The sequence below is a fragment of the Micromonospora sp. CPCC 206171 genome, from assembly GCF_036906755.1.
Classification (GTDB): domain Bacteria; phylum Actinomycetota; class Actinomycetes; order Mycobacteriales; family Micromonosporaceae; genus Micromonospora; species Micromonospora purpureochromogenes.
Map to the genome: position 1 here is coordinate 1 of NZ_JBAKHT010000032.1, position 8,030 is coordinate 8,030.

Sequence of the window (8,030 nt, forward strand, 5' to 3'; positions counted from 1 at the left end):
AGTCACGCGTTCCACAGCGGGTTGATGGACCCGATGCTCGACGACTTCCGGGCCGTCGCGGCGAGCCTCACCTACGCCGAGCCGCAGCTCCCGGTCGTGTCGAACCTGACCGGCACCCTGGCCACCAGCGAGCTGACCGACCCCGACTACTGGGTGCGGCACGTCCGTGAGGCAGTGCGTTTCGCCGACGGCATCACCGCCCTGCACGCCGCCGGCGCGACCACGTTCCTGGAACTCGGTCCCGACGCCGCGCTCACCCCGCTGATCGAGGGCATCCTCCCCGACGACGTCACCGTCGTGCCGTCCCTGCGGCGCGGGCACGACGAACAGCGGCAGGCCCTGACCGCCCTGGCCAGGCTGCACGTCACCGGCACCACCGTCGACTGGACCGCACTGCTCCCGCAGACCGGTCGCACGGTCGACCTGCCCACCTACCCGTTCCAGCGGCAGCGGTACTGGCTCGCCGCCCCCTCCACCGCCGACCTCTCCGGGTTCGGGCAGGTCGCCACCGGCCATCCGCTGCTCGGCGCCAAGGTGAGCGTCCCCGACGACGACCTGCTGGTGCTCACGGGCAGGATCTCCGTACCCGGTCAGCCCTGGCTGGCCGACCACGACCTGCACGGCCGGCTCGTCTTCCCCGGCACCGGCCTGCTCGACCTCGCCCTGCACGCCGGGGCGCAGGTCGGCTGCGACCGGCTGGTCGAGCTGACCGCCGAGACCCCGCTGGTCCTCACCGACGAGGCGGTCACCGTACGCGTGGTGGTCGGGCCGCCCGACGACCACGGCGCGCGGCCGGTCGGGGTGCACACCCGCGGCGCCGACGAGGAACTGCCGTGGACCCGGCACGCCAGCGGCCTGCTCGCCCCCGGCGGACCCACCCCGCCCCCGCCGCCGGCCGCCTGGCCACCCCCGGGCGCGGTCCGCGCGGACGTCGAGGACGTCCACTGCGGCCTGCTGCGCCAGGGCTACGGGTACGGCCCGAGCTTCCAGGGCCTGCGGGCGGTGTGGCGTCGGGGCAGTGAGTTGTTCGCCGAGGTGAGCCTGCCCGAGGGGGTCACCGCCGACGGCCACGAGACGCATCCCGCGCTGCTCGACGCGACGCTGCACCCGCACCGCCTCGACGACGCCGCCGGACCGGTCCAGCCGTCGGTCTGGCGGGACGTCACCCGCCACGCCGCCGCCCCGGCGACGCTGCGCGTGCACCTGGTGCCGGTCGGGGGCGGGGTCACGCTGACCGCCACCGACGCCGACGGCCGCCCGGTGCTCACCGTCGGGCACCTGGAGAGCCGCCTGGTCGGCTCCGACGAACTGGCCGCCGTCACCGGCGCCGGCGACGAGAGCCTGCTCCGGCTCGACTGGGTGCCCGCGCCCGAGCCCGCGCCCGACACCGCTCCGGCAACCTGGGCGGTGCTCGGCGAGGACCGGTTCGGGGTGGCGCCCGACGCGCCCGCGTACGCCGACCTGGCCGCGCTGCTCGCCGCCGTGGACGCCGGGGCGCCGGAACCGGCGTACGTGCTGCATGCCCCGGCCGCCCCCGCCGGGCAGGGGCCGGAGGCGGTCCGCGCCCTGCTCACCGAGCTGCTCGGCACACTGCGGGACTGGCTGGCCCAGGGCCGGCTGCCCCGGACCCGGCTGGTGCTGCTCACCCAGGGCGCGGTCGGGGCGGGGGAGCTGCCCGCCGACCCGGTGCTCGCGCCGGTGTGGGGGCTGGTCCGCGCCGCCCAGTCCGAGCAGCCGGGGCGGCTGGTACTCGTCGACACCGACGGCAGCGGACCCTCCTGCGTGGCCCTGCCGGCGCTGCTCGCGTACGACGAACCGGAGCTGGCGATCCGCGACGGCCGCGCGCTGCTGCCCCGGCTGACCCGGACCTCCGCCGGGGCCGGCGCGCCACCGCGCTGGGACAGCGACGGCACGGTGCTGGTCACCGGCGGGACCGGCGGACCCGGCGCGGCCATCGCCCGGCACCTGGTCGCCGAGCACCGGATCGACCACCTGCTGCTCGCCGTCGACCCGGCCGAGGACGCCGACAAGGACCTCCTCGCCGAGCTGGCCGACCTCGGCGCCGACGTCACCGTCGCCGCGTGCGACCTCACCGACCGGGGCGCCGTGGCCGCGCTGCTCGACTCGATCCCCGAGGAGCACCCGCTCACCGCCGTCGTGCATGCCCCCGCCGTACGCCAGGAGAGCCTGCTCGCCACCACCGCGCCGGAGGCGTTCGCCGCCGCCCTGCGGGCCACCGTCGACCCGGCCTGGCACCTGCACGAGCTGACCGCCGACCGGCCGCTCGCGGCATTCGTGCTGGTCTCCTCGGCCGCCGGGCTGATGTTCGGCGCCGGCCGGCCCGCCACCGCGGCGGCGGCCACCTTCCTCGACGCGCTCGCCGCCCACCGGGCCGCCCGCGAACTGCCCGCCACCGCCCTCGCCTTCGGCGCGTGGGAGGCCGGACCGCCCTGGCTGGACCGGATGGGCCTGCACCCGCTCGGCGTCGCCGAGGGGCTGGCCCTGGTCGACCGGGCGCTCGGGCAGGCCACCCCCGCCCTGGTCCCGGTACGCCTCGACGTCGCCGCCCTGCGCGCCACCGGCGACGCACTGCCCGCGCTGCTACGGCAGGTGATCCGGGTACCGGCCCGCCGCGTCGCGCCGACCGGTCCCGACCTGGCGCAGCGGCTCGCCGGGCTCCCCGACGACCAGCGGGACCGCTTCCTGCTGGAGCTGGTCCGCACTCACGTCGCCGCCGTCCTCGGCCACCCCGACTGGCGTTCGGTCGAGCCGGACCGGGCGTTCCAGGACCTCGGCTTCGACTCGCTGGCCGCCGTCGAGCTGCGCAGGACGCTCAGCGAGGCGTGCGGGCGGTGGCTCTCGCCGACGTTGGTCTTCGACTACCCGACCTCGCGGGAACTCGCCGCCCACCTCGCCGCCGAACTCGGCGCGCGGGACGTGCCCGGGGACGACCCGGTGCTGACCGAACTGGACCGGCTCGCGGCGGTGCTCGCCGGCCCCACCGACGGCGACCCGGCCCGGGTCACCGCCCGGCTGGAGGCGGTGCTGCGCGAGTGGCGGACCCGGCACGACCCGGCCGGACCGGACGGCACGGACGACGACCTGACCACGGCGACCGACGACGAACTGTTCGCGGTGCTGGACAACCTGGGGATGGGCTGAGCGGCGATGGCGACCGACGACAAGCTGCGCGACTACCTCAAGCGCGCCACGGCTGACCTCCAGCAGACCCGGCGACGGCTGCACGACGCCGAGCAGCGCTGGCACGAACCCATCGCGATCGTCGCCGCGGCCTGCCGGTTCCCCGGCGGGGTGCGCACCCCCGACGACCTGTGGGAGCTGGTCGCCTCCGGCGGCGACGCGATCAGCGGCTTCCCGCAGAACCGCGGCTGGGACGTCGCCGGCCTGTACGACCCGGAGCCGGCGACGCCCGGGCGAACGTACTGTGTCAACGGCGGGTTCCTGCACGACGCGGGGGAGTTCGACGCCGACTTCTTCAAGATCAGCCCACGGGAGGCGCGGGAGACCGACCCGCAGCAGCGGCTGCTGCTGGAGACCGCCTGGGAGGTCGTCGAGCGGGCCGGCATCGACCCCGCCTCGCTCAAGGGCAGCGCCACCGGCGTCTTCGCCGGCGTCGTCTACCACGACTACGCCGCGAAGGGCGTCGGCAGCCTGGCCAGCGTCGCCTCCGGCCGGGTCGCGTACGCGCTGGGCCTGGAGGGGCCGGCGGTCACCGTGGACACCGCCTGCTCCTCGTCGCTGGTCTCGGTGCACCTGGCCGCGCACGCGCTGCGGGCCGGCGAGTGCGGCCTGGCCCTGGCCGGCGGGGTGACGGTGATGTCCACCCCGGACTCGTTCGTCGGGTTCAGCCAGGACCGGGGGCTGGCCCCCAACGGCCGGTGCAAGTCCTTCTCCTCCGACGCCGACGGCACCGCCTGGGGCGAGGGCATCGGCCTGCTGCTGCTGGAACGCCTCGCCGACGCCCGCCGCCACGGCCACCCGGTGCTCGGGCTGGTCCGCGGCAGCGCGGTCAACTCCGACGGCGCCAGCAACGGCCTCTCCGCCCCCAACGGGCCGGCCCAGCAACGGGTGATCCGGGCCGCGCTGGCCGCCGCGCAGCTCACGGCCGACCAGGTCGACGCCGTCGAGGCGCACGGCACCGGCACCACCCTCGGCGACCCGATCGAGGCGCAGGCGCTGCTGGCCACGTACGGGCAGGGCCGGCCGGCGGACCGGCCGCTCTGGTTGGGCTCGTTCAAGTCCAACGTCGGGCACGCGCAGGCGGCCGCCGGGGTCGGCGGGATCATCAAGATGCTGGCGGCGATGCGGCACGACACGCTGCCCCAGACCCTGCACGTCAAGGAACCGACGCCCAACGTGGACTGGTCCACCGGCAACGTGCGGCTGCTCACCGAGGCCCGGCCCTGGCCGCGCGGCGACCGCCCCCGCCGGGCCGGGGTCTCCGCGTTCGGCCTCAGCGGCACCAACGCCCACGTCATCGTCGAGGAGCCGCCCACCGAGGTCGCCGGAGTCCAGGACGACGCCGCTCCGAACCGGGCCGAGCCCGCCCAGGCCCAGGTGACGGCCGCCCCGACCGGGGACGGCGCCGGGGCGCGGCCGGCGCGGCCGGTGGCGCTGCTGGTCTCCGGACGGGACGAGCCGGCGCTGCGGGCACAGGCCCGCCGGCTCGCCGGCCACCTCGAGGAGCACGCCGACCAGGCCCCGGCCGACGTGGCGTACTCGCTGGCCACCACCCGCGCCGCGCTGGAGCAACGGGCCGCCGTCGTCGGCGCCGACCACGCCGCGCTCCGCGCCGGCCTGGCCGCGCTCGCCGACGGCACCGCCGCCGCCCACCTGATCCGCGACACGGTCCACGTCGACGGCCGCACCGCCTTCTGCTTCACCGGGCAGGGTGCCCAGCGCCCCGGCATGGGCCGGCAGCTGCACGCCGCCTTCCCGGCCTTCGCCGACGCGTTCGACGCCGCCGTCGCCGCCCTCGATGAGCACCTGGCCCGGCCGCTGCGCGAGGTGGTGTGGGGCGCCGACGCCGACCCGCTGAACGACACCGGGTACGCCCAGCCGGCGCTCTTCGCGCTGGAGGTGGCGCTGTACCGGCTGCTGGAGAGCTGGGGGGTGCGCCCGGCGTACCTGGTCGGGCACTCCATCGGCGAGCTGGCCGCCGCGCACGTCGCCGGCGTGCTCACCCTGCCCGACGCGGCGGCGCTGGTCGCCGCCCGCGGCCGGCTGATGAGGGCGCTGCCCGCCGGTGGGGCGATGGTCGCCGTCGAGGCGACCGAGGCGGAGGTCCGGCCGCTGCTCGACGAGCGGGTCGACCTGGCCGCGGTGAACGGCCCGACCGCCGTGGTGGTCTCCGGCGTGGAAGCCGCCGCGCTGGCCGTCGCCGAGCAGCTGCGCGGCCTCGGCCGGCGGAGCCGGCGGCTGGCCGTCTCGCACGCCTTCCACAGCCCGCTGATGGAACCCATGCTCGCCGACTTCGCCGAGGTCGCCCGGTCACTGCGCTACACCGCGCCGGCCCTGCCGGTGGTCTCCACCCTGACCGGGCAACCGGTCACCGGCGAGCTGACCGACCCGGCGCACTGGGTACGCCAGGTGCGCGGCACCGTCCGCTTCAACGACTCCGTACGGTGGCTCGCCGAGCAGGGGGTCACCACGTTCCTGGAGCTCGGCCCGGACGCGGCGCTCTCGGCCACCGGACCGGACTGCGTCGGCGACGGCCGGGACGCCGTCTTCGTGCCGCTGCTGCGCCGGGACCGGGACGAGGAGCGGGAGCTGGTCACCGCGCTGGCCCGCGCCCACACCCGGGGCACGGCGGTCGACTGGGCGGCGGTGCACCCCGGCGCCCGCCGGGTCGAGCTGCCCACCTACGAGTTCCAGCGCCGCTGGTACTGGTGGGAGGCGCCCGAGCCGGTCACCGCCGACCCGACCTTCCTCGACGACCTCGCCGCCGCCGACCCCGCCGCCCTCGCCGCCGACCTCGGCGTCGACCCGGCCGCCCTCGGCCAGGTGCTGCCCGCCCTGTCCGCGTTGCGCCGCCGGCACGCCGACCGGTCCGCGGTGGACGGCTGGCGCTACCGGGTGGTGTGGGAGTCCGTCGCCGACCCCGAACCGGGCCCGGCACCGGCCCGCTGGCTGGTCGCCGTGCCCGACGGGTACGACAACGACCTGCGGGTCGGCATGATCGCGGCCACCCTGGCCGAGCACGGCGGCGAGGTGGTCCGCCTGCCGGTCGCCGACGCCGACCGGGACGCCCTCGCCGCCCGGCTGCGTGAGCTGCCCGGCCCCGGCACGGTGCTGCTCTCCCTGCTCGCCCTCGACGACCGGCCGCACGCCGACCACCCGGCGTTGACCTGCGGCCTGGCCGGGACGGTGGCGCTGGTGCAGGCGCTCGGCGACGCCCAGCTCGACGCCCCGATCTGGTGCCTCACCACCGGCGCGGTCGCCGTCGACCCGAGCGAGTCGGCCGACCCGGCCCAGGCCGCCGTGCACGGCCTCGGCACCGGCCTCGCCCTCGACCTGCCCCGGCACTGGGGCGGGCTGGTCGACCTGCCCGAGTTCCCCGACCCGGCCGCCCTGCGCCGGCTGCGCGCCCTGCTCACCACCACCGGCGGCGAGGACCACGTGGCCGTCCGCGACGGCGGGGTGCGGGCCCGCCGGATGGTCCGGGCCGCCCGGCCGGTGGCGCCGCCGTCGTGGCGGCCGCGCGGCACCGTGCTGGTCACCGGCGGCACCGGCGGCCTCGGCGCGCACGTGGCCCGTGCCCTGGCCGAGGCCGGCGCCGAGCACCTGGTGCTGGTCGGCCGGCGCGGCGCGGACACCCCCGGCGCGGACGCGCTGGCCGCCGAGCTGACCGACCTCGGCGCCGAGGTTACCGTCGCCGCGTGCGACGTCGCCGACCGCGACCAGCTCCGGCACCTGCTCGACGGGCTGCCCGCCCGGCGGCCGCTGACCGCCGTGGTGCACGCCGCCGGGGCCATGCAGCGCATCGCCCCGGTCGGGGAGCTGACCCTGGCCGAGATCGCCGAGGTGGCCACCGCGAAGGTGGCCGGCGCCGCCCACCTCGACGACCTGCTCGCCGACACCGAGCTGGACGCGTTCGTGTTCTTCTCCTCCGGCGCCGCCGTCTGGGGCAGCGCCGGGCAGGCCGGCTACGCCGCCGCCAACGCCTACCTGGACGCGCTGGCCGCCCGCCGCCGGGCCCGGGGCCTCGCCGCCGCCGCGATCGCCTGGGGTTCCTGGGACAGCGGCATGGTCGACGCCGAGCTGGCCGCCGGGATGCGCCGCCTCGGCGCGCCACCGATGCGACCGGAGCTGGCGATCACCGCGCTGCCCGAGGCGTACCGGGCCGACGCCGGGGACCTCGTCGTCGCCGACATCGACTGGTCGCGCTTCGCCCCCGTCTACACCATGGCCCGGCGGCGGCCGCTGCTCGACGCGCTGCCCGAGGTGGCCGAGGCGGTCGCCGGCGACACCACGACCGCCCCGACCGGGCTCGCCGACCGGCTCGCCGGGCTGCCGCCGGCCCAGCGGTCGCGGGCCCTGCTGGACACCGTCCGTGCCGAGGTGGCCGCGCTGCTCGGCTACGACAGCCCGGCCGCCCTCGACCCCGCCCGCCCCTTCGCCGACCTGGGCTTCGACTCGGTCGCCGCGATGGACCTGCGGCAGCGGCTCACCGCCGCCACCGGCCGGGCGCTGCCCGCCACGCTGGTCTTCGACCACCCGACGCCGGCCGCCGTGGCGGAGTTCCTCGGTGCGGAGCTGGGCATCAGCGGCGCCGACGCGACGACCGGGCCGGCGGCCGACCTCGACCGGCTGGAGGCGTCGCTGGCCGCGCTGCCCGCGGACGACGCCGACCGGCCCGCGCTCGCCGCCCGGCTGCGCGCCCTGATCGGGCTGGTCGACCCCTCCGCCGGCGACGACCGGCTCGGCGAGGCGGCGACCGCCGACGAGATCTTCGACTTCATCGACAACGAACTCGGGTTGCGCTGACCCGCACAGGGGTGAGGACTCAC

At 77.6% G+C, this 8,030-nt stretch carries 2 protein-coding genes; both read left to right on the top strand.

Translation table 11 applies throughout. The features are described from left to right. Positions 1 to 3,162, top strand: a 3,162-nt coding sequence (locus V6U89_RS26330; protein WP_334574662.1) for a type I polyketide synthase, incomplete at its 5' end; no start/stop codon positions are given. Positions 3,163 to 3,168: 6 nt separating this feature from the next. Next, positions 3,169 to 8,007 (top strand): type I polyketide synthase, encoded by a 4,839-nt coding sequence (locus tag V6U89_RS26335; RefSeq protein ID WP_334574664.1) that lies wholly within the window; start codon positions 3,169 to 3,171, stop codon positions 8,005 to 8,007. Positions 8,008 to 8,030: the final 23 nt, after the last annotated feature.

Excerpts from the sequence above, each read along its gene's own strand:
- V6U89_RS26335 (WP_334574664.1), top strand. The coding sequence starts at position 3,169 with ATGGCGACCGACGACAAGCTGCGCGACTACCTCAAGCGCGCCACGGCT.